We start from the raw sequence: 20,208 nt of genomic DNA, 5'->3' as shown, positions 1-20,208 counted from the left end.
ACAGCGCCTTGGACGAAGGCTCAGGCAGGAAAGGGAGCAGTCTGATCGACAGTATCGGCAGGTTCCTCACAGGCAGGAAGCGGATCACCGAGGAGGAAATCCAGGAGATCATGGATGCCGGTGAAGAGGAAGGGATCATCAACGAAGAAGAAAACGCGATGATCCGCTCCATCTTCGAGTTGCGGGACACCATCGTCCGCGAGATCATGGTGCCGCGGACCGACATGGCCTGCGTATCGGCGGATGCCGCGGTGGCGAACGTCCTTAATACCATTATCAGCTGCGGGCACTCCCGCATCCCGGTCTACGACGGTACCGTGGACAACATCATCGGCCTCATTTACGCCAAAGACCTCCTCAAATACTGGGGCATGAGCGAACCCGCCATCGATCTCAAGCGGATCATGCGGGCCCCCTACTTCATTCCCGAGACTAAAAACCTCGAGGAGCTGCTCCAGGAATTCAAGCGGAAGCGGGTTCACATCGCCATCGTCATCGACGAGTACGGCGGCACCTCGGGACTCGTTACCATCGAGGACCTGCTGGAGCAGATCGTGGGTGACATTCAGGATGAGTACGACCTGGAAGAGGAATGGCTGGAGGAGGAGCCCGACGGCTCGATCCTGGTCGATGCCCGGCTGCCCATCGAGGATCTGGAGGAGTATTTCGGCATCGAGGTTGAGCGGGAAAAATTCGACACGGTGGCAGGTCTCATCTTCCATCTCACCGGGCGGATTCCCATGGTGAGGGAGGAAGTCGAGAGCGACACCCTGCGCATGACCGTCCTGGAGGCCGGCGAACGTAACATTAAGAAAGTACGGATCGCCCGCCGCAGTGACGAGGCCGGGGAGGCCCAATCGTAGTGGATTACCGCAGATTTCACATGCCCGGCTTCAATGCCGTCCCCCGGCGCGACTACGTCATGGCTGCCCTTTCGGGCGTTCTCCTGGCCTTGTCGTTCCCCAAGCCCGGCTTTTCCATCTTGGCGTGGGTGGCCCTGGTGCCGTTACTGCTCGCCTGCGGCCGCAAGGCTCCCGCCGTCGCCTTCCGGCTCGGCTTCACCGCGGGATTGGTGGCCTACGCCGGCATTCTCTACTGGATCAATATTGCCGTGGTAACCTACGGCCGTCTCCACTGGAGCGTCAGCATCGTCATCTTTCTGATGCTGGCGGGCTATCTGGCCCTCTATCCCGCCGCAACCGCCTATGTCGTCAGACGCGGCGAAGATCGGGGAATCTCCGCCCTTCTTGCGTTTCCGGTGGTATGGGTGGGGCTGGAATATATCAGGTCATTTCTCCTCACCGGTTTTCCCTGGGCAAGCCTCGGGTACTCCCAGTACCGGACCCTGCCGCTCATCCAGATAGCGGATCTGACCGGCGTCTACGGCCTTTCGTTTCTCATCGCCCTGAGCAATGTGGTTCTGTACCGGATCATCCGCGGTTTTGCGGCCCGCGAACGGGCGCCCTATCCGGTGAAGAGCGCAGCTATCCTGGTTCTGCTTCTGGTCGCCACCCTTGCTTACGGTTTCAATCGCCTGCACCGCCCCGAGGCGGGGGCTCCTTTCTCCGTAGCCCTGATTCAGGGCAATATCGACCAGAGCGTAAAGTGGGACCCGGCTTTTCAGGAGGCGACGGTGGCGGTGTACGAGCGTCTGTCCCGCAAGGCGTGCAGCACCGGCCCCGCCGACCTGGTGGTCTGGCCCGAGAGCGCGGTGCCATTTTATCTTCAGAACGAGGAGAAATACGCGTCCCGCATCCGGAATCTGACGAGGGAGCTGCGCAGTTGCACAGTTGTGGGGAGCCCGGCCTTTGAACGGGACGGCGAGACGATTCGCTACCTGAACAGTGCGTTCCTTCTGTCCCCCTGGGGGGATGTTGTGGGCCGCAGCGACAAGATCCACCTGGTCCCCTTCGGCGAGTACGTGCCCATGGCGAAGTTTCTCCCCTTCGTCAACAAGATCGTGGCCGGCATCGGCGACTTTTCGCCCGGAGCCAGGATTGCCTCCCTTGAGACGGGGAAGGGAGCCATCGGGGTGCTGGTCTGCTTCGAGGGAATATTCCCCGAGCTGGCGCGGGGGTATGTGCGGGCCGGAAGCAGGGTTCTGGTCAACATAACCAACGACGCCTGGTACAAGCGATCCTCCGCTCCTTACCAGCATCTCTCCATGACAGTCTTTCGAGCCGTGGAGAACCGGGTTCCCCTGGTGCGGGCCGCCAACACCGGCATCACTGCCATCATCGACAGCAAAGGACACATTCTCAGAATGACCAATCTGTTCGAGGTATGGCGGCCCCGGTTTTCTTGGACACGAAAATGAGGTAAATCTAGGTGTTCAAGGAGGTCGTCAATGGAAAAGGATGTCAGTGTCTCCGGTGCGGCGGAAGGAGAGCGTAGCTCGACTGGAGCAGCACCGGAAGTCAAACGTTGGAGCGCCAACCGCAAAAAGGAGGTTGTCCTGCGGTTGATGCGCGGTGAACCAATCGATGCCTTGTCCCGTGAGTTGGGCATCGAAATCTATCGCCTGGAAGAGTGGCATCAGAAAGCACTCCAGGGGATAGAATCTGCTCTCAAGGCTCGTGAAGGTGATCCGTTGGCAGCGGAACTCGATGCAGCCTTCAAGCGCATCGGTGAGATCACCATGGAAAACGAGCTACTGCGGGAGAAAGCGAGGCGTGCCCACCCTTTGGCCCAGAGGAGATCGAAGAAATGAGTGCTACGATCTCCCCTGCCACCGGTAAAGCCTATGGCGTTCAGCGCGTCTGCCTTGCCTGGGGAGTGCCCCGCTCGTCGTTCTATAGCCGTGCAGGCAGAAAAACATTGCCTGCTGTACTGCTCAAGCGTGGTCCAAAAACACCGCTCTCTGACGACGAGGTACTTTCTCTCATCCGGACCGACCTGGAGACATCCCCCTTTGTCGGCGAAGGGCACCGTAAGGTCTGGGGACGACTACGCTTCGTCAAAGGGATAAAAGTCGGCCGCAAACGAGTGTTGCGTCTCATGCGGGAGAACAATCTGCTCTCCCCTCACCGGGTTGTTCAGGGACAGCCCAAGGACCACGCCGGCAAGATCATCACGGCGGCCCCCAACGTCATGTGGGGTACCGATGGCACCAAGATCTTCACCCTGGAAGAAGGGTGGTGCTGGTTGTTTACCGCCGTCGAGCATTGGAATGCCGAGTGCGTCGGTTGGCATGTGACCAAGAATGGCGACCGGTTTGCCGCATTGCAGCCGCTCGCCATGGGAATCAAGGCCCGTTTCGGCTCGGTCGGTGCCGCTGCTGCTCGAGGGTTGGCACTGAGGATGGATCACGGCAGCCAATACCTCTCAGAGCATTTCCAGAATCAGATCAAGTTCTGGGGAATTGCCCCAAGTTTCTCATTTGTTGCCGAACCGCAGACCAACGGGGTGACGGAACGGTTTAATCGGACTATCAAAGAGCAGGTCATCTATGGCCGCCATTACCGCACAATCGAAGAAGTAAGGATGGCAGTAGCTGACTTCATGGATCGTTACAACCGGCTGTGGCTGGTTGAAAAGCTCGGGTTCAGAAGCCCACGACAGGCTTTCGAGGAGTATCAACTCAAGAAGGCTGCGTGACTCTTATCTTGTGTCCAGGGTACCGGGCGCGCTACACAATCTGTTCGAGGAGGCGGTCCTTACCGGCGAGGTGCGACTGGGAGAGGGGGGCACCATTTATACCCGTTATGGCGACGTCTTTGCCATGGTCTGCCTGGCCTGTGGCGCGCTGATAGCACTGCGTGCCCATCGCAGGGCCGGTAGCGCCTGACGGGATATCCCGGACATTTTCCGGCGCCGTGTGCCGTCCCGCACCGGCGTCGCACTTATTTATTTGAGTCACAACAAGGAGTTGACGATGTTCAGAGAAGAAGTTGCACGGGTCGAAAATTTCGGGGAGCGGATTGCCAAGCTCCGGGGGTCTCTTTGACATAGACAGCAAGCGGGAAGACATCCAGGAACTGGAAGCGCAGATCGCCGCTCCCGGCTTCTGGGACAATAACGAGGAAGCCCAGAAGGTCCTGCGGGAGAGAACCCGCATCGAAAAACTCATAGACCTGTGGGATCGCCTCAACCGCCAGGCGGACGACATCCGCGTCCTCATCGAATTGGGAGAGGAAGCCCAGGACGAGGCCACACTCGACGAAGTCCGCGCCCTCAACGACAGCCTTGAGCGCGAAGTGGAAGGGGCCGAATTCCAGCGCATGTTGTCGGGCCCCCACGACAAGAACAGCTGTTTCGTTTCCATCAATGCCGGCGCCGGCGGAACCGAGGCCCAGGACTGGGCCGAGATGCTGCTCAGGATGTACCTGCGCTACTGCGAGCGCAAGGGCTGGAAGACCGAAATCACCGACTTCCAGGCGGGAGACGAGGCCGGGGTGAAGTCGGCGACCTTTACGGTTGACGGTGAGTACGCATACGGCTATCTTAAGGCCGAGGCCGGGATTCACCGCCTCGTGCGGATTTCCCCCTTCGACAGCAACGCCCGCCGGCATACCTCCTTTGCCTCGGTGTTCGTCTTCCCCGAAATCGAGGACGACATCGAGATCAAGATTGCCGAGTCGGATCTGCGGGTCGATACCTACCGTTCCAGTGGCGCCGGCGGTCAACACGTAAACACCACCGACTCCGCCGTCCGGCTTACTCACCTTCCCACGGGCATCGTGGTCGCCTGCCAGTGCGAGCGAAGCCAGCACCTGAACAAAGCCACGGCGCTGCGGATGCTCCGGGCGAAACTCTACGAAAAGGAGCTCCAGGAGCGCGAAGTCCAGGCCTCCGAACTGGCCGGCGAGAAAAAGGATATCGGCTGGGGAAGCCAGATCCGCTCCTATGTGCTCCACCCCTATAAGATGGTCAAGGATCTGCGGACCGGCGTCGAATCGGGCAACCCCGACGCGGTCCTGGACGGTGCACTGGAGGATTTCGTTGTAGCGTTCCTCATGGGGGTGCGGCGCGATGTGAAAGACTCCGACGAGTAAGGTGCGATGGCAAAAAAACTAACACTTTTCCTCGTGTTTGTCGCAGTGGCCTTCGTGACGGCCACGGGCTGCGCCACGCCCCGGGCGGGTCTCTCCCGCGTGGGCCATGCCATCCAGGTGGGGGCCTTCTCCGACGTGAAGAACGCCGAGCGTCTTACGGCAAGGCTTCAGGTTCGCGGGATCGATGCATTCTATTTCAAGCGTGACAACGGCCTCTACGCGGTCCGCTTCGGCGACTTTCCTTCCCGAGAGGCTGCCCGGAGGGAGGCCCGCAGGCTGGTAGCCGACGGCATGATCGGATCCTACTTCATCGCCTCACCGGAAAACCTGCCCGTCGCGAAACGCGAAACGGTCATCCGCAAGGAGCCGGCTACGATCATTAGCCGGCCTAAGTCCGACCAGCCCCGCAGCCGGCCCGACAACGACCGGGGCAGCCGGGACATGGGGGCCATTGCCGCCCGCACCGCGGAGCGGTTCGTTGGCATCCCTTACCGCTGGGGCGGGGATACCGTCGTGGACGGGATGGACTGCAGCGGGTTCGTCAGGGCCGTGTACAACCTCTGCGGGGTCAACATTCCCCGCACCTCCCGCGAGCAGTTCAAGGTGGGAGACCCGATCGGGCGCGAAGACCTGCGTGACGGCGATCTGGTTTTCTTCGGCGCCTCAGATGACAGCATCAACCATGTGGGAATCTACGTGGGAGACGGCCGGTTCGTCCATGCCCCCCGTCGAGGGGACGACATCAAAGTCTCCTCCCTGGACGAGAACTATTTCACCACCCGCTTCATGGGCGGGCGGCGCTACTTCTAATTTATCGAGGTAACCATGGCTCTGATCAAGCCGTTTCGGGCGCTCCGCCCGCCGAAGCACCTGGCTGAGAAGGTGGCCGCGCTTCCCTACGACGTCATGAACGTGGCCGAGGCCAAGGCCATGGCATCAGGCAACCCCTACAGCTTTCTCCACATCTCCCGGCCGGAGATCGATCTTCCTGCCGAGATGGATCCCTACGCTGAACCGGTCTACGAAAAAGGGCGGGAAAACCTGGAACGGTTCACGGCCGAGGGCATCCTCGTTCAGGAACCCCGGGAGTGTTACTACGTTTACCGCCAGAAAATGGGCGAGTTCGTGCAGACGGGACTCGTGGTCTGTGCCGGCGTGGACGACTACGAAAGCGGGGTCATCAAGAAGCATGAGCTCACCCGGGCCGACAAGGAAGAGGACCGGGTAAAGCACATCGACTATCTCGACGCCAACGACGAGCCGGTCTTCTATACCTATCGCAACGATCCGGCCATTACCGCCATCGTGGCCCGGGTTGCCTCGGCCGAACCGGCCTACGACTTCACCACGGACGACGGGGTTTCCCATACTCTCTGGGTCGTTGACGATCGCGCAGTCATCGACGAACTCACCGCCCGTTTCGCCTCCATCGCAACCCTGTACGTGGCGGACGGCCATCACCGGAGCGCTGCGGCCGGGCGGGTGCGGGATCTGCGCCGCTCCGCCAACCGCGGTCACAGGGGCGACGAAGAGTACAACTGGTTCCTTACTGTTATCTTCCCTGACAGCGAAATGACTATCATGCCCTACAACCGGGTGGTGAAGGACTTGAACGGTTTCACCGTGGCCGAGTTCATGGCACGGGTGGGAGAGCATTTCAGCGTTTCCCCGGAAGAGGGGCGGTTCGAGCCGAAAAGCAGGCACCAGTTCGGCATGTATCTGGAGGGGCGCTGGTACCAGCTTGTGCCCAAGCAGGGGGCCTTTGACGAGCACGACGCAGTGTCCCATCTTGATGTCTCCATCCTCCAGAACAACCTCCTGGGTCCGGTCCTCGGCATCCGCAATCCCCGGACCGACCAGCGGATTCATTTCGTGGGGGGCATCCGCGGCATCGGCGAACTGGAGCGCCTGGTCGCTGGTGGTGAGTATCGGGTCGCCTTCTCGCTCCATCCCACGTCCATGGCTGAGCTGATGCAGCTGGCCGATGCCGGCAAGATCATGCCCCCCAAGTCCACCTGGTTCGAGCCCAAGCTCAGGAGTGGGCTCTTTGTGCACCTCCTGACCTAGGACGGCGCATGGCGTGACCGGGGAGACACCATGAACCGCGAGCGGCGTTACTGGCTCTTCAAGTCCGAGCCGTCCTGTTTTTCGTTTGACGACCTCGGGAGCCGCCCCAACGGCACGGAGCACTGGGACGGCGTGCGCAACTTCCAGGCCCGCAATCTTCTGCGCGACGAGATCAAGCCCGGGGACGGGGTCCTCTTCTATCACAGCAACGTCCCCGATCCGGCGGTGGTCGGCATTGCGCGGGTCGTGCGCGAGGGGTATCCCGACTGGACCGCCCTGGACCCGGCAGGCGAACACTTCGATCCCCGGGCCGGCCGGAATAACCCCATCTGGTATATGGTCGATGTCAGGTATGTGAAGCCACTCGCGCGGCCGGTGACGCTCGCCGAGTTGAAGATGCACCCGGAGGTGGCGGATATGGTCCTCTTGCAGCGGAGCCGCCTTTCGGTACAACCGGTGACCCCGGCCCAATGGGAGTTCATCCTGAGGCTCGGCGGAATCCATGAGCCGTTCAATCTGTAAGCTATTTCGGAGGAATTGGTGAGAAACGTCGAGAAAATTCTCGTACTGCTGCTGCTCCTGGTCGGGATCGTCGTGGCGGCCTGTTCGGACAGGGAAACCAAGCCGGCCGGCGAGGCGAAGCCTGCAAGCGCCGCCGGCGCCTCGGATGCCGTCACGACTGCTTCGGGGCTTTCCTACGTGGACCTTGCCGCCGGGTCCGGTGCGGCCCCCGTGGCCGGTAAACCGGTGAAGGTTCACTACACGGGCTGGCTTGAGAACGGCACGAAGTTCGACAGCTCCGTGGACCGGGGAGAGCCGTTCGTCTTCACCATCGGCGCGGGCGAGGTGATCCCGGGATGGGACGAGGGGGTCATGTCCATGAAGGTCGGCGGCAAGCGCCGTCTCATCGTACCCCCCCAACTCGGGTACGGTGCCGCCGGAGCCGGCGGGGTGATCCCGCCGAATGCAACTCTGATTTTCGAGGTGGAACTGCTCGACGTTGCCACGTGATTGCGTGCTACGCCAAGGAGGGCGGATGCGACTCACGCTTTATGTAATCGGTTTTCTGCTGGCTGCCGTGCCGGCCATGGCCGGCAGCACTGTCACCTACTATCTGGACGGGGCCCGGATTTCGGGCGAAGCAAGCGCCGCCAGGGGCACGGTGGAAGTCCCGCTCCCTTCGACCTACATCCCCGGGTCCCTCCGGGTGAGTCCTGCCGGCCGTGCCAGCGTGGTCCGCGTGGAAGTGGAGCCCCTCCGGCCCGCTGCCGGATTCGGCAGTGAGATCGCCCGCCTGGCCGAACGGCGCAAGGGCCTTGAGGATCGGCTCAGAGCCATCGAAGCGCGGGAAGAGATATTCAAGGCGGCGGCAAAATCGCAAAGCAGCAAGACGCCGCGAAAGACCAAGGGCAACCCCGAACCCCTCACGTCGGTCAGGAAGGGGACCGAGTACGCCCTGACGCAGTTGGAGGAGGTCTATCGGGCCCGTCGGCAGGCCGAGGAGGGGATCAGGTCGGTGGATGACCGGCTGAAGGCACTCAAGGCTTCGGAGTCCCCTGGCGGCAGCGTGGCCCGGCTCCGACTCGCCGGAAAGGGCAGTGTCCGCTACAGTTACCTGGTGAAGGGAAACGGCTGGACCCCTTTTTACGACTTCAGATTCAACGGCACGGATTCGGTGGAGGTCACGCTTCGGGCCATTCTTCCACGGGGTGCCGGGAAAGGGAGCGTCGTCCCTCTGCCCATGGCGGACGCGGCCAACGGCGCCACGCCGCTCCCCGTGCCGGAGAACTTCGCTGTCGTGGATCGTCGCGTTTTCCCCGTCGAACGGGCGGAGGCCCTTGCCTCGCTCCAGGGCGGTACGGCCTTTTCCTTTCGCAATTCCTCCGCCACCAGACTCGTGTCGGGTGAGGGAGTCTGCTTTCGCAAGGGCGAGTATCTTGGCCCGGTGACGTTCGAGGGAGTGGCTCCCGGCGTTTTGTACGAGATCGTGGCCGGCAGATAAGGGTGTCCGGATGGCTCCAGAACCGGAGAGCAGTGGCGTACCCATGACCAATCACCAGTAGGGAGAAGACAATGAAAAATATCATCAACTTTCGCATGGCCGCCGTGCTTGCATCCTGTACGCTCCTTTCCGCCTGCGCCGACGGCGACCTGCCCTACTCGGACTCCACCAGCATCTCGTCGCCGGCCTATTCCCACAGTGCCGTGTTCCAGAACATGACGACCCTTGCGGTGTGGGGTAATAACGAGTCCGGCCAGCTCGGTGACGGTACAACCACCTCTGCTGCCACACCTAAGCGGCTCCGGCTCGGCTTTGCCACCTACTCCAGCGGATTTGCCACCGGGGCCTCACATACCCTCGCCATCGCGCGGTTCGACAACGTGAGCGGGGTCAGGGCGTGGGGGAGTAATTCGGCCGGACAGATCGGCCGCGATCCCGCAACGGTCCCGACCAGTTCCACACCGGTGAAGATCGGCGGCTTCGGCGGTGCCGTTCAGCAGGTGGCGGCCGGCGGACTCCATTCCATGGCTCTGGCCGGAGGCACGGTCTGGGCGTGGGGCAGCAACAGCGCGGGCCAACTTGCCCTGAACCCGATATCTTCCGCCACCCGCTTCGCCCCCAGGCAGGTTGAGACGGCCAAACTCCCCATTGCTCCGACCGCCATCGTTGCCGGCGGCAGTCACAGCATCGCCTATACCAGCACCGAGGCCTATGCCTGGGGCAACAACGCCAGCGGCCAACTGGGCAACGGAACCACCCTGAGCAACCACATGCCTCAAAAAGTCCAGCTTCCCTCTTCCATTACGATCCGCAAGATTTCCGCCGGCGGCAGCCACAACCTGGCCCTGGATTCTACCGGCGCGATCTGGGCCTGGGGGAGCAATGCCTATGGTCAGCTCGGCAACGGCACCACCACCAACCAGAGCACCCCTGTCCAGTTGACGCTTCCTGCCGGCGTCACCGGATTTATCGACGTGTTTGCCGGTCCGTCCCATTCGGTGGCCGTGGCGAGCAACTTCACGGTTTACACCTGGGGATTCAATACCCTCGGTCTTCTGTCCGTCGGAACCACCGGCGATCAACTGAGCCCGGCCCAGGTACGCGATGCATCGAACGTCCCCTTTACCGACGTGGAACGGGTGGTGCTCCTCGGGTCGTTCTTCACGATCGTCAAGAAAAATGGGTCAGGAGGCATGTGGGCCTGGGGGTATAACGGCTATGGCCAACTCGGCGACGGCACGACCAGTAACCGGACCGCGCCGGTGCAGGTGGCCCTTCCCTGATCCTGTCTTCAACTGTTTGAATATGCAGGCCAAATTGACGGGGTGCGCTCTGTTCGCACCCCGTTTTTCCTTGACTTGGCATGCTCCTTTGGCTAAGTTGACGGTTTGTTAAACGGGCCGGAAAGCGGCTACCAGAAAGGGACTGTACGAGCAATGGAAGAGTTGAGTGAGCTGTTGCTCCAGAGGCGGCGCAAGGTCGACGCCCTCTGGGAAGCGGGGATCAATCCCTACCCGAATGATTTCAAACCTCTCCATACGTCTGCCGATTTCAGGGAGGCCTATGGCACCGTGGATACCATTGAGGATGATCCCCGCAGCTTTACCGTCGCGGGCCGTATCATCGCGCGCCGCTCCTTCGGCAAGGCTGCGTTTATCCAGATCCAGGACCGTAAGGGACGGATGCAGGTCTACGTACGCAAGGATACGGTGGGCGACGAGGCGTTCGAGGCGTTCGAGACTTTCGATATCGGCGACATCGTCGGTGTCGGCGGCACCCCGTTCCGGACCAAGACCGGCGAGCTCACTCTCAATGCCGCGTTCATCCGTCTCCTGACCAAGTCGCTCCAGCCGCTTCCCGAGAAGTTCCACGGGCTCACGGACGTTGAGACGCGCTATCGCCAGCGCTACGTGGACCTCATCGTGAACCCCGAGGTGCGCGAGGTGTTCGTCAAGCGGTCCCGCATCGTCAATCTCATCCGCGAATTCATGGTGCGCAAGGATTTTCTCGAAGTGGAAACGCCCATGATGCAGCCGATCCCCGGCGGTGCCACGGCGCGCCCCTTCGTGACCCACCACAATGCCCTCGATATGCAGCTTTTTCTTCGGATCGCACCGGAGCTGTACCTGAAGCGGCTCGTGGTCGGCGGCTTCGAGCGGGTCTTCGAGATCAACCGTAACTTCCGCAACGAGGGGATTTCAGTGCGCCACAACCCCGAGTTCACCATGATGGAGTTCTATCAGGCCTACGCCACCTTTGAAGACCTGATGGATTTCACGGAGGAACTCCTCTGTCATGTTGCGCAGGAAGTGCTGGGCACCCTCGATTTCACCTACCAGGAGATGCCGATCAGCTTCCAGCGCCCCTGGAAGCGGCTCGCCGTTGTCGAGGCGATTCTGGAATACGGCGACATCGACGCCAAGTCCCTGGCGGACCGGGATCTGGCCTATGCCTACGCCCAGCGGCTGGGGCTCGACCTGCCCGCCGACGTGGGGTACGGCAAGCTCATTACCGAGATTTTCGAGGAAGTGGCGGAAACAAAACTGATCCAGCCGACGTTCATTACCGCCTATCCCACCGAAGTGTCACCCCTTTCCCGCAAGAGCGACAAGGATCCGGAGATCGTGGACCGGTTCGAGCTGTTCATTGCCGGTCGCGAGATGGCCAACGCCTTCTCCGAGTTGAACGACCCGGTGGACCAGAAGGAGCGCTTCCTCGCCCAGGTGGCGGCCAAGGCCAAGGGCGACGACGAGGCCCACTACATGGACGAGGATTACATCCGCGCGCTTGAGTTCGGCCTTCCCCCCACGGCGGGGGAGGGGATCGGCATCGACCGGCTCGTGATGCTGCTGACCGATTCACCTTCGATTCGCGACGTCATTCTCTTTCCGCAACTACGCAAGGAAAAATAAGAAAACCGGGTCCAGGGGCCGGAGAACGGCAGGCGGATTTCTCCCGGTCCCCGATTTCCGGTTCCGGATGCACCCATGCCCTACGAGTTATTTATCGGTCTCCGCTATCTGAAGGCCAAGCGGAAGTCGACCTTCATATCGATCATCACCTTTATTTCCACCGCGGGCGTTGCCCTGGGGGTCCTTGCGCTTATCGTCGTTCTGGCGGTGATGACCGGCTTCGAAGAAGATCTCAAGGAAAAGATCCTCGGCACCAACGCCCACATCGTGGTGCTGAAATCGAGCGGCGGCATCGAGGACTATCACGCCATGATGGAGCGGCTTAGTGCCGTCAAAGGGGTTAAGGCCGTCACCCCATTCATCTACAGCCAAGTGATGCTTTCCTCGGGCGGCAACGTTTCCGGTGTGGTGCTCAGGGGGGTCGATCCCGCCACTGATCCCCAGGTCACCAATCTCTCCCGTTCCCTCGTCGACGGCAAACTGACCGATCTCACTACTGTCCCGGCCCCTCTGGCCTCGGCCGAGCCGGTCCGGCCCGGCATCATCATCGGCAAGGAGCTGGCGCGTTCCCTCAACCTGTACGTGGGCGACACCCTGAACGTCATCTCTCCCCTCGGCAACATTACCCCCCTCGGCATGGTTCCCAAGATGAAGCAGTTCCGGGTGGTCGGACTCTTCAACACCGGCATGTTCGAGTATGATTCGACCCTGGCCTACGTGGGGCTCGGCGAGGCCCAGGAGTTTCTTTCGATGGGGAAAGCGGTCACCGGTATCCAGCTCCGGGTTGCCGATGTCTACCACACGGGAGAGATGGTGCGGGAGATCAACCGTGACCTCGGATTCCCTTACTATGCCCGGGATTGGATGCAGATGAACAAGAACATTCTTTTTGCCTTGAAGACCGAAAAGATGGTAATGTTCATCATTCTGACCCTGATCGTCCTGGTGGCCGCTTTCGGCATCGCCTCGACCCTCTTCATGGTGGTCATGGAGAAGACAAAGGATATCGCCATCCTCAAATCCATGGGGGCGACAGGGCGGAGCATCATGAAGATTTTCGTTCTCGAAGGGCTCATCATCGGCATCTCCGGGACGGCCATCGGCGTTATCGGCGGACTTCTTGTGGCGCTGAACCTGGAGCCCATCGTCGGAGTCATCCAGCGGGTCACCGGTTTCGAGTTGTTCAGCAAGGACGTTTACTACCTGGATCATTTTCCGTCCCAGGTCGTGCCGTCCGACGTACTGCTCATCTCGGTGACGGCCGTGATTATCTCACTGGTGGCGACCCTCTACCCGTCCTGGCAGGCATCACGCCTCCCCCCGGCCGAGGCGTTGCGCTATGAGTAACCTCATCGAGGTTGTGGACCTCTGCAAGACCTACGGCGCCGGGGACACTCGCGTCGATGTGCTCAGGGGGGTCAATCTGGCGGTTGCCGAAGGGGAAACCATTGCCCTGGTGGGGGCCTCAGGGGCCGGCAAGAGCACCCTCCTCCATCTTATGGGGACCTTGGACCGCCCTTCGTCAGGGTCGGTGCTGTTCGGCGGCGAAGATGTCTTCCGGAAAAGCGACATGGACCTGGCCGCTTTCCGCAACCGCTCCATCGGCTTTGTGTTTCAGTTTCATCATCTGCTGCCGGAGTTCACGGCAGAGGAAAACGTTATGATGCCGGCCCTGATCGGCGGCATGAAGCGATCCGCGGCGCTTGGCCCGGCCCGGGAACTGCTTTCGGAGGTCGGCCTTGCCCACCGGCTCACCCACAAGCCGGGGGAGTTGTCCGGCGGGGAGCAGCAGCGGGTGGCCATCGCGCGGGCTCTGGTCCTGTCGCCCCGGCTCCTGCTGGCCGATGAGCCGACTGGCAACCTGGACATGAAGACCAGCGACGAGGTTCATGAAACGCTCTCCGAAATCAACCGGAAACGGGGCCTGACCCTGGTGGTCGTGACCCATAATGAGCGGCTCGCTTCCCGCATGGGACGGACTGTCCGGCTGGTGGACGGCCGCATCGAGGTGTAGCACTCTTTCGTCTCAACAGGCAGCACGTAGGGCAGCGCAGTTAAAATCCACATTTCCGGGGTAGCGGTGCGACGGCTACAAGCGACTTCACTAGGAATCATTGCCGCAGTGGTGCTGAACGTTCAGGGTGTTCGGGCCGAGGGTGAAAAAATCATCGATGTCCGGGTCAAGGGGAACCGGCGGGTCGAGACGGCTGCCATAACCAACGCCCTTTCTCTCAAAACGGGCGATCTGCTCTACGCCGAAAAGGTGGACGCCGATGTGCGGGCTGTTTACAAGCTCGGGCAGTTCATCGACGTGCGGGCAGAGACCGAGCAGGGCGATGGTGGAGTGGTCCTGGTCTATACGGTGCAGGAAAAGCCCATTATCCGCGAAGTCAGGATCGAGGGTAACAAGGAGCTTTCCACCGACAAGGTGCGGGACGCCCTGGGACTCAAGGCGAACACCATCTTTTCCCAGAAGGAGTTGACCCTGGCGGGCAAGCGGGTCAAGAAACTCTACGGGGATGAGGGCTATTACCTGGCCGAAGTCACCACCCGGAGCGAGAAGCGTTCCGACACCGACGTGCGGGTGATTGTCTCGGTGGCCGAAGGGGAAAAGGTCCTGATCAAGTCGATCCGCTTCGAGGGCAACAAGGCCTTCAACGCAAGCAAGCTTCGCGGAGTCATGGAGACCAAGGAGAAGTGGTTCCTCTCCTGGCTTACCGGTGCCGGCACCTACAAAGACGAGGTGGTGAAGAACGATGCAAACCTCATCGCCGATCTCTACTTCAACAACGGCTACGTCAACGTCAAGGTCGGAGAGCCCCAGGTGGCGCTCAACGAGGACAAAAGCGGCCTTATCGTAACCATCGGCATCACCGAGGGGGATCAGTTCAGGACCGGCGCCATCGGCTACAAGGGGGATCTGCTGGAGAAGGAGGAGGACCTCACCAAGGTGCTCAGGCTCAAGTCGGGGGATGTGTTCAGCCGGGCGAATCTCCGTACCGATGTTATGACGCTCACCGATCTTTACGCGGACAAGGGATTTGCCTTTGTCAACGTGACACCGCTCACCAAGGTGAACCCGGAAACGAAGACCGTGGACCTGACCTTCGAGTTCGAAAAGGGGGAGAAGGTCTTCTTCGATCGCATCAACGTTAGCGGCAACACCAAGACCCGCGACAAGGTCATTCGCCGCGAGCTGAAAGTGGCCGAGGGCGAAACCTACAGCAGCACGGGCCTGAAGCAGAGCAAGCAGCGCCTCATGAACCTCGGGTTCTTTGAGGAAGCGGCAATCTCCACGGTTAAGGGGAGCGCCGAGAACAAGCTGGATGTGAATATCGAGGTGAAGGAGAAGCCCACCGGCACCTTCAGCATCGGTGCCGGCTACAGTTCGCTTGACGGCCTTATCGGCCAGGGCTCCGTCTCCCAGGGCAACTTCCTTGGGCTGGGCCTCAGGGCTAACCTGGCCGCCTCCATCGGCGGCAAATCGTCCACGTTCAACCTGGGTCTCACCGACCCCTATTTCCTCGATACCCGCTGGACTTTGGGGGGCGACCTTTACCGGACCGAGCGCGACTACCTCGACTTTACCCGCCGGGCAACGGGCGGCGACATCAAGGCGGGGTATCCTCTGAGCGATACTTTGAGAACCCTCTGGGTCTACAAGTACGAGCAGAAGGAAATCTTCGACATCTCACCGGCCCTGCGGGTCGTGCCCGAGACCAACTCCACTACCAGCTCCATCTATGTGAGCCTGACCAGGGACACCACCGACTACCGTCTCGACCCCACGCGCGGCATGGTCAACAACCTCTCGGTCGAGTTCGCCGGTCTCGGCGGCACAAACCGGTTCCTCCGCTACTACGGCGATACTTCGGTCTTTTTCCCGACCGGTTTCGGGACGGTTCTGAGCCTGCGGGGTACCCTCGGTTACATCCAGGGGCTCGGCGGCAAGGACATTTCCATTGACGAGCGCTTCTTCGCCGGCGGCATCAATACTCTGCGGGGATTTGAGGGCCGAAGTGTGAGCCCGTCCATTATCACCTATGTGCCGACCACCGACCCGCTGACCGGCCTCCCCACGACAAACCCCGAACGGGCATTTGTCGGCGGCGACAAGGAGGCGATCCTGAACGTGGAATACACGATTCCGCTCCTCAAGGATGCGGGCCTCAAAGGGGTTCTCTTCTTTGATGCGGGTAACGTGTACGGCGAGAACCAGGATATGTTCTCCAGTGTCCTGATGAGTTACGGTGCCGGTATCCGGTGGGTGTCTCCCATGGGACCGCTGCGGCTTGAGTACGGCATTCCGCTCAACCCCCGCGACGGCATCGACAAGTCAAGCGGGCGTTTCGAATTTTCAATCGGGAGCTTTTTCTAGAACCTGCGGGTTTCAGAGCACCAGCTAAAGGAGAAACAATGAAAAGGATCATTGCAGCCACCGTCGTTACGTTGTCACTCATTGCCGCTTCCGCCTTCGGAGCGGAAGGGGGCAAACTCGGCTTCATCGACATGCAGAAGGCTCTCAACCTCTCCGAAGCGGGCAAGGAGGCCAAGGAGCAGCTTGCGGCAAAGGTGAAGAAGTACCAGGACGAAATCAACCTCAAGCAGGATGAGCTCAAAAAGCTGAAGGACGACCTGGAAAAGCAGAGCGTGCTCCTCTCCGATTCGGCGCGCAACGCCAAGGAGAAGGACTATCAGCAGAAGCTCAAGGAGTTCCAGCGGTTCACCAAGGATGCCCAGGACGAGCTCCAGGCCAAGGACGAGGAGTTCACCAAGCGGATCATCGAGGAGCTGGAGCGGGTCATTCAGGACTTCGGCCGCAAGAGCGGCTACACGATCATCTTCGTGAAGAACGAGAGCATGATCTTTGCCGACGATAAAGCCGACCTGACCGAGGACGTTCTGAAGATTTTCAACGCCTCCCGGAAGAAATAAGATGGCCGTGAGCAAGACGCTACAGGAACTGGCTGACTACCTCGGTGGAACGCTGGTCGGCGACGGCTCCCGCCAGATCGTCGGCGTGGCGAGCCTCGATGACGCCACCGACAGCCAGATCACGTTTCTCGCCAATCCCCGCTATGCGCCGAAGGTTGCCTCCACCAGGGCCGGCGCGGTCATTTTGCCGCCCGGCGCCGAACGGCACAACCACAACGCCATCATGGTCCCCAATCCCTATCTGGCGTTCGCCCGGCTGCTGACCCTCTTCTACGTGGCTCCCCGCGCGGCCCGCGGAGTGATGGACGGAGCCCATGTCGGCCGGAACGTGAAACTCGGCTCGGAGATAACGATTCACCCGGGTGCGGTGGTCGGCGATAATGTGACCATAGGCGACCGGGTGACGCTTCATCCGGGAGTGGTGCTCTATGAGGGGGTCACTGTCGGCGACGACGTCACGCTCCATGCCAACGTCACGGTCTATCAGGGGTGCCGCATCGGCAACCGGGTAACGATCCACGGGGGGACCATCATCGGTTCCGACGGCTTCGGCTACGCGCCCGACGGCGACGGCTGGTACAAGATCCCCCAGCTGGGCAACGTGGTGATCGAGGATGACGTGGAAATCGGCGCCAACGCCGCCATCGACCGTGCCGCCCTTGCTTCCACCGTTATCGGTAAAGGGACCAAGGTCGACAACCTCGTCATGATCGCTCACAACTGCGTCATCGGCGAGAACTGCATGATCGTCTCCCAGGTGGGCATTTCGGGGAGTACCAAGCTCGGCAGGCGGGTAACGCTCGGCGGGCAGGTGGGCGTGGCCGGGCACCTTGAGATCGGCGATAATGCCATGATTGGCGCAAAGTCGGGCGTTCCGGGCAATGTGCCCTCGGGCACCATTATGAGCGGCATCCCTGCCTTCGATCACCGGGAGTGGCTCCGTGCCTCGGCGGTTGTGCCGAAACTCCCTGAAATGAAGCGGACTGTGGCCGCCCTGGAAAAACGGCTCCGCGAGCTTGAGGAGAAGCTGGAATCCGCAGTCTAGCCGGCTCCGCACCGGTTTGTTTCGCTATTTTCGGTCGTGTAATCGAGAAAACGCGACTGTCCTCCGGGCGGTCCGTTTTTCTCTTTTGAGGAGCGTGAACATGGAAACAGTCTTTGATATCAACGAAATCATGAAGATTCTTCCCCACCGCTACCCCTTCCTCCTGGTGGATCGGATTGTGGAGTACGTTGCCGGCGAGCGGATCGTGGGGATCAAGAACGTCAGCATCAATGAGCCGTTTTTCCAAGGCCACTTTCCGGGACACCCGGTGATGCCGGGAGTCCTGATCGTTGAGGCCATGGCCCAGGTGGGGGGAATCTACGCCTATGTGACCTTGGGCGACGAGGTCCGCGACAAGGTCTGCTACTTTGCCTCCATCGACAACGTCAAGTTCCGCAAACCGGTGGTGCCGGGAGACCAACTGCGGATCGAAGTAACGATCTCCGGTTGCAAGCGGGGCATCTGGTGCTTCAGCGCCAGGGCCACCGTGAACGGCAAGCTGGTCACCGAGGCGGAGCTCAAGGCGACCTTTGCCGACAAGGAAAAACTCTAAATGATTCATCCTACGGCAATCGTGCATCCCGGGGCGGAAATCGCCGAGGGTGTAGAAATCGGCCCCTATGTCATTATCGGGGCGCACGTTCGTATCGGACGGGGCACCACCGTTGGACCCCACACCGTCATCGACGGCTGGACCGAGATCGGCGAGGACAACCGGATCTTCAACATGGCCTCCGTGGGCGGCATTCCCCAGGACCTGAAATACCGGGGAGAGGAAACCTGGCTGCGGATCGGCAACCGTAATGTCATTCGCGAGTTCACGACGCTCCAGCCGGGGACGGTCACCGGCATCGGCGAAACGGTAATCGGTGACGACAACCTGTTCATGGCCTACTGTCATGTGGCCCACGACTGTGTGATCGGCAATCGGGTCATCATGGCCAACGGATCGACACTGGCCGGCCATGTGGTAGTCGAGGATTTCGCCATCCTCGGCGGGCTTTCGGCGGTTCATCAATTCGTCAGGGTGGGCGAGAGCGCCATGCTCTCCGGAGGGGCCATGGTTGTTCAGGATGTGTTGCCGTTCACCATCGCCAGCGGCAACCGGGCGGTTTCCTCCGGTCTCAACACGGTGGGGCTCCGGCGGCGCGGCTTCTCCGAGGAGCTCGTTGGCCGGATCAAGAAAGCCTACCGGCTCGTGATCCGGTCCGGTCTCAAGCTGGAGGAGGCATTGCGCCGCATCCGCGAGGAAATCCCTCCCTCGCAGGAGGTCGACCACTTTGTTACTTTTGCCGAGAAATCGGAAAGGGGACTCTGCAGATGACGGACAAACTACGGACAGCGGTTATCGGCGTCGGCTACCTGGGACAGTTTCATGCGGAAAAGTATGCCCAGCTTCCTGATACCGAGCTGGTGGCGGTGGTCGACACCGACATGAACCGGGCCGCAGAGGTGGCGGCCAAGGTCGGTACCAGTCCCTGCACCGATTACCGTGAGCTGTTGGACCGGGTCGACGCCGTGAGCATTGTGGTGCCGACCCAGTACCATTTCGAGGTGGCGCGGGCGTTTCTGGACCGTGGTGTCCACGTGCTGCTGGAAAAACCGATTACCACCACCATCGAGGAAGCGGATGAGCTGATCCGCATTGCCGATGAGCGGAAGGCGGTGTTCCAGGTGGGGCACCTTGAGCGCTTCAATCCGGTGGTCATGGCCCTTGACGAGCTGCTGACCGGGCCGCGCTTCATCGAATCGCTCCGGATCGCTCCGTTCAAGCCCCGGGGGACCGATGTGAACGTGGTGCTCGACCTCATGATCCACGACATCGACATCATCCAGCACATCATCGATTCGCCCGTGAAGCAGGTCAATTCCATCGGCGCGCCGGTCTTCACCGACGAGGAAGACATTGCCAATGCCCGGATCCAGTTCGAGAACGGCTGTGTGGCCAACGTCACTGCCAGCCGGATCAGCCTGAAGAGCGAGCGCAAGATGCGGATCTTCCAGGCCGACTCCTACATCACGGTCGACTTCCAGAATAAATCCCTGGCGGTCTTCCGCAAGGGGAGCGGCGAGATGTTCCCCGGCGTGCCCAATGTGGCCATGGACCAGAAGACGTTCGAGCAGGGCGATGCCCTGAAGAGCGAGATCGCCTCGTTCCTGGACTGCATCAGGACCGGGGCGACCCCGGTGGTGAGTGGCCGGGACGGCAAGCGGGCTCTGGAGACGGCGCTCATGATTACGAAACAACTGTAG

Annotated in this window: 20 protein-coding genes and 1 pseudogene; all 21 read left to right on the top strand. The window is 60.9% G+C overall.

Going from position 1 to position 20,208, the window contains the following annotated elements:
• Positions 1-8: 8 nt before the first annotated feature.
• The 21 genes and pseudogenes from GS_RS11460 (at position 9) to GS_RS11360 (ending at position 20,208) form a co-directional block, all read left to right on the top strand.
• Complete coding sequence (locus tag GS_RS11460) at positions 9-863, top strand: hemolysin family protein (protein WP_010942919.1); 855 nt, start codon at positions 9-11, stop codon at positions 861-863.
• Positions 863-2,281, top strand: a pseudogene (gene lnt / locus GS_RS11455) (apolipoprotein N-acyltransferase); the annotation flags it as partial. The gene GS_RS11460 and the pseudogene lnt, both read left to right, overlap by 1 nt.
• Before the next feature lie 66 nt (positions 2,282-2,347).
• Positions 2,348-2,710: an IS3 family transposase ISGsu7 gene (locus GS_RS11450; RefSeq protein ID WP_010941222.1), complete on the top strand. Its 363-nt coding sequence runs from the start codon at positions 2,348-2,350 to the stop codon at positions 2,708-2,710.
• The gene (locus GS_RS11445) at positions 2,707-3,597 is read left to right on the top strand and encodes an IS3 family transposase (protein WP_010941223.1); all 891 of its coding nucleotides are present in this window, start codon (positions 2,707-2,709) and stop codon (positions 3,595-3,597) included. Before GS_RS11450 ends, GS_RS11445 begins: the two co-directional genes overlap by 4 nt.
• A 10-nt stretch (positions 3,598-3,607) precedes the next feature.
• Positions 3,608-3,787 carry a hypothetical protein gene (locus GS_RS11440; protein WP_164930449.1) on the top strand — a complete coding sequence of 60 codons (180 nt, stop codon included), beginning with the start codon at positions 3,608-3,610 and terminating at the stop codon, positions 3,785-3,787.
• Positions 3,788-3,874: 87 nt separating this feature from the next.
• A protein-coding gene (gene prfB, locus GS_RS11435) for a peptide chain release factor 2 (RefSeq protein WP_010942918.1) occupies positions 3,875-4,994 on the top strand; the annotation gives its coding sequence in 2 pieces (ribosomal slippage) (positions 3,875-3,943 and positions 3,945-4,994; 1,119 coding nt in all).
• Between the two features lie 6 nt (positions 4,995-5,000).
• On the top strand, positions 5,001-5,804 hold the full coding sequence (locus GS_RS11430) for an NlpC/P60 family protein (protein ID WP_010942917.1): 804 nt from the start codon (positions 5,001-5,003) through the stop codon (positions 5,802-5,804).
• A 15-nt stretch (positions 5,805-5,819) separates the two neighbouring features.
• Positions 5,820-7,061 (top strand): DUF1015 domain-containing protein, encoded by a 1,242-nt coding sequence (locus GS_RS11425; RefSeq protein ID WP_010942916.1) that lies wholly within the window; start codon positions 5,820-5,822, stop codon positions 7,059-7,061.
• Positions 7,062-7,091: 30 nt separating this feature from the next.
• Positions 7,092-7,583 (top strand): EVE domain-containing protein, encoded by a 492-nt coding sequence (locus tag GS_RS11420; RefSeq protein ID WP_010942915.1) that lies wholly within the window; start codon positions 7,092-7,094, stop codon positions 7,581-7,583.
• Between the two features lie 18 nt (positions 7,584-7,601).
• Positions 7,602-8,072 carry an FKBP-type peptidyl-prolyl cis-trans isomerase gene (locus GS_RS11415; protein WP_010942914.1) on the top strand — a complete coding sequence of 157 codons (471 nt, stop codon included), beginning with the start codon at positions 7,602-7,604 and terminating at the stop codon, positions 8,070-8,072.
• A 25-nt stretch (positions 8,073-8,097) separates the two neighbouring features.
• Complete coding sequence (locus tag GS_RS11410) at positions 8,098-9,063, top strand: DUF4140 domain-containing protein (protein WP_010942913.1); 966 nt, start codon at positions 8,098-8,100, stop codon at positions 9,061-9,063.
• Positions 9,064-9,134: 71 nt separating this feature from the next.
• Positions 9,135-10,346 (top strand): RCC1 domain-containing protein, encoded by a 1,212-nt coding sequence (locus GS_RS11405; protein WP_010942912.1) that lies wholly within the window; start codon positions 9,135-9,137, stop codon positions 10,344-10,346.
• A gap of 153 nt (positions 10,347-10,499) precedes the next feature.
• Entirely contained in the window at positions 10,500-11,975 is a 1,476-nt protein-coding gene (gene lysS, locus GS_RS11400; RefSeq protein WP_010942911.1) for a lysine--tRNA ligase, read from the top strand.
• Between the two features lie 75 nt (positions 11,976-12,050).
• Positions 12,051-13,322, top strand: coding sequence for a lipoprotein-releasing ABC transporter permease subunit (locus GS_RS11395; RefSeq protein ID WP_010942910.1), 1,272 nt, complete (start codon positions 12,051-12,053; stop codon positions 13,320-13,322).
• A complete protein-coding gene (locus tag GS_RS11390) occupies positions 13,315-13,989 on the top strand; it encodes an ABC transporter ATP-binding protein (RefSeq protein ID WP_010942909.1) in 675 nt (224 codons plus the stop codon). The genes GS_RS11395 and GS_RS11390 overlap by 8 nt, the downstream gene beginning before the upstream one ends.
• 66 nt (positions 13,990-14,055) lie before the next feature.
• A complete protein-coding gene (gene bamA / locus GS_RS11385; protein WP_010942908.1) occupies positions 14,056-16,353 on the top strand; it encodes an outer membrane protein assembly factor BamA in 2,298 nt (765 codons plus the stop codon).
• 38 nt (positions 16,354-16,391) lie between these two features.
• Positions 16,392-16,910 carry an OmpH family outer membrane protein gene (locus tag GS_RS11380; protein ID WP_010942907.1) on the top strand — a complete coding sequence of 173 codons (519 nt, stop codon included), beginning with the start codon at positions 16,392-16,394 and terminating at the stop codon, positions 16,908-16,910.
• 1 nt (position 16,911) lies between these two features.
• A complete protein-coding gene (lpxD, locus tag GS_RS11375; RefSeq protein ID WP_010942906.1) occupies positions 16,912-17,955 on the top strand; it encodes a UDP-3-O-(3-hydroxymyristoyl)glucosamine N-acyltransferase in 1,044 nt (347 codons plus the stop codon).
• A 100-nt stretch (positions 17,956-18,055) separates the two neighbouring features.
• Positions 18,056-18,508 carry a 3-hydroxyacyl-ACP dehydratase FabZ gene (fabZ, locus tag GS_RS11370; RefSeq protein WP_010942905.1) on the top strand — a complete coding sequence of 151 codons (453 nt, stop codon included), beginning with the start codon at positions 18,056-18,058 and terminating at the stop codon, positions 18,506-18,508.
• Positions 18,509-19,279, top strand: a complete 771-nt coding sequence (gene lpxA, locus GS_RS11365) for an acyl-ACP--UDP-N-acetylglucosamine O-acyltransferase (protein WP_010942904.1) — start codon at positions 18,509-18,511, stop codon at positions 19,277-19,279.
• The gene (locus tag GS_RS11360; protein WP_010942903.1) at positions 19,276-20,208 is read left to right on the top strand and encodes a Gfo/Idh/MocA family protein; all 933 of its coding nucleotides are present in this window, start codon (positions 19,276-19,278) and stop codon (positions 20,206-20,208) included. The genes lpxA and GS_RS11360 overlap by 4 nt, the downstream gene beginning before the upstream one ends.

The organism is Geobacter sulfurreducens PCA (genome assembly GCF_000007985.2).
Classification (GTDB): domain Bacteria; phylum Desulfobacterota; class Desulfuromonadia; order Geobacterales; family Geobacteraceae; genus Geobacter; species Geobacter sulfurreducens.
The sequence above is the reverse complement of the archived record's forward strand: the minus strand, read 5'-3'. Positions and strand labels throughout refer to the sequence as shown.

What these genes read in the sequence shown, in the direction of transcription:
- GS_RS11410 (WP_010942913.1), top strand. Translation starts at nt 8,098, where the DNA reads ATGCGACTCACGCTTTATGTAATCGGTTTTCTGCTGGCTGCCGTGCCG.
- lysS (WP_010942911.1), top strand. Translation starts at nt 10,500, where the DNA reads ATGGAAGAGTTGAGTGAGCTGTTGCTCCAGAGGCGGCGCAAGGTCGAC.
- lpxD (WP_010942906.1), top strand. Translation starts at nt 16,912, where the DNA reads ATGGCCGTGAGCAAGACGCTACAGGAACTGGCTGACTACCTCGGTGGA.
- GS_RS11390 (WP_010942909.1), top strand. Translation starts at nt 13,315, where the DNA reads ATGAGTAACCTCATCGAGGTTGTGGACCTCTGCAAGACCTACGGCGCC.
- GS_RS11380 (WP_010942907.1), top strand. Translation starts at nt 16,392, where the DNA reads ATGAAAAGGATCATTGCAGCCACCGTCGTTACGTTGTCACTCATTGCC.
- GS_RS11420 (WP_010942915.1), top strand. Translation starts at nt 7,092, where the DNA reads ATGAACCGCGAGCGGCGTTACTGGCTCTTCAAGTCCGAGCCGTCCTGT.
- GS_RS11360 (WP_010942903.1), top strand. Translation starts at nt 19,276, where the DNA reads ATGACGGACAAACTACGGACAGCGGTTATCGGCGTCGGCTACCTGGGA.
- GS_RS11405 (WP_010942912.1), top strand. Translation starts at nt 9,135, where the DNA reads ATGAAAAATATCATCAACTTTCGCATGGCCGCCGTGCTTGCATCCTGT.
- GS_RS11445 (WP_010941223.1), top strand. Translation starts at nt 2,707, where the DNA reads ATGAGTGCTACGATCTCCCCTGCCACCGGTAAAGCCTATGGCGTTCAG.
- GS_RS11430 (WP_010942917.1), top strand. Translation starts at nt 5,001, where the DNA reads ATGGCAAAAAAACTAACACTTTTCCTCGTGTTTGTCGCAGTGGCCTTC.
- GS_RS11425 (WP_010942916.1), top strand. Translation starts at nt 5,820, where the DNA reads ATGGCTCTGATCAAGCCGTTTCGGGCGCTCCGCCCGCCGAAGCACCTG.
- lpxA (WP_010942904.1), top strand. Translation starts at nt 18,509, where the DNA reads ATGATTCATCCTACGGCAATCGTGCATCCCGGGGCGGAAATCGCCGAG.
- fabZ (WP_010942905.1), top strand. Translation starts at nt 18,056, where the DNA reads ATGGAAACAGTCTTTGATATCAACGAAATCATGAAGATTCTTCCCCAC.
- GS_RS11395 (WP_010942910.1), top strand. Translation starts at nt 12,051, where the DNA reads ATGCCCTACGAGTTATTTATCGGTCTCCGCTATCTGAAGGCCAAGCGG.
- GS_RS11450 (WP_010941222.1), top strand. Translation starts at nt 2,348, where the DNA reads ATGGAAAAGGATGTCAGTGTCTCCGGTGCGGCGGAAGGAGAGCGTAGC.